This window comes from Streptomyces lydicus, from assembly GCF_000717345.1.
Taxonomy (GTDB): domain Bacteria; phylum Actinomycetota; class Actinomycetes; order Streptomycetales; family Streptomycetaceae; genus Streptomyces; species Streptomyces lydicus.
Map to the genome: position 1 here is coordinate 1 of NZ_JNZA01000093.1, position 1,096 is coordinate 1,096.

Annotated in this window: 1 protein-coding gene; it reads right to left on the reverse strand. The window is 72.6% G+C overall.

The features are described from left to right. A partial coding sequence (locus tag OO62_RS36125) for a beta-ketoacyl reductase (RefSeq protein ID WP_346009372.1) occupies positions 1 to 1,083 on the reverse strand: 1,083 nt, incomplete at its 3' end. Between the last annotated feature and the right edge of the window lie 13 nt (positions 1,084 to 1,096).

The following is a 1,096-nucleotide window of genomic DNA, read 5'->3' on the forward strand; positions in this document are numbered from 1 at the left end:
CCGCTCGACCGCCTCCCACGACGTCTCCAGCAGCAACCGCTGCTGCGGATCCATCGCCAACGCCTCACGCGGCGAAATCCCGAAGAACCCCGCATCGAAGTCGCCCGCGTCGTAGAGGAATCCGCCCTCGCAGGAGTAGGTCGTGCCGGGGTGGTCCGGGTCCGGGTGGTAGAGCTCCTCGGTGTGCCAGCCGCGGTCGGCGGGGAAGTCGGAGATCACGTCGCTGCCGGAGGCGACGAGCTGCCACAGCTGTTCCGGGGTGCGGACGCCGCCCGGGTAGCGGCAGGCCATGGAGACGATGACGACCGGGTCGTCGTCGGCCTCGGAGAGCGAGCACGCGGGCGGGACCGTGGGCGTGGGCACCGGCGCGCTCGCCGTTCCGCCCGCCCCGGTGACCTCACCGGTGAGGTGACGGGCCAGCGCCTCGGGCGTGGGGTGGTCGAAGACCAGCGTCGCGGGCAGCTGGAGCCCGGTCGACGCGGTGAGACGGTTACGCAGCTCCAGGGCGGTCAGCGAGTCGAAGCCCAGCTCGTTGAAGGCCCGCTCGGCGGGCACCTCGTCAGGCCCCGCATAGCCCAGGATCTCGGCGGTCTGCTCACAGACCAGGCGCAGGCCGGCCTCTTGGCGCTCGTCCTCGGGCAGCGCGCGCAGGCGCTGGGCGAAGGACTGCGCCGGATCCGCGTCCGGGGCCTCCGCCGCAGCGCGACGCAAGGTCTTCGGCACCAGCCCGCGCAGCATGGCCGGTACGTCACCGGACCCGTCGGCGGCTGCCCGCAGCGCGGGGAGGTCCAGCCGGAGCGGCACGAGGTGCGCCTCTTCCGTGGCGCAGGCCGCGTCGAACAGCGCCAGGCCGTCGCCCGTGGAGAGCCCCTGGACGCCGGACCGGCTCAGCCGGTGACGGTCGGTGTCGGTCAGCTCGTCCGTCATGCCGCCGGAGGTGTCCCACAGGCCCCAGCCGAGGGAGGTGGCGGGCAGGCCGAGCGCTCGACGTCGCTGTGCCAACGCGTCCAAAAACGCATTCGCCGCCGCATAACTCCCCTGCCCCGGACCACCCAACGTCCCCGCCGCAGAAGAAAACAGCACAAACGCCTTCAGA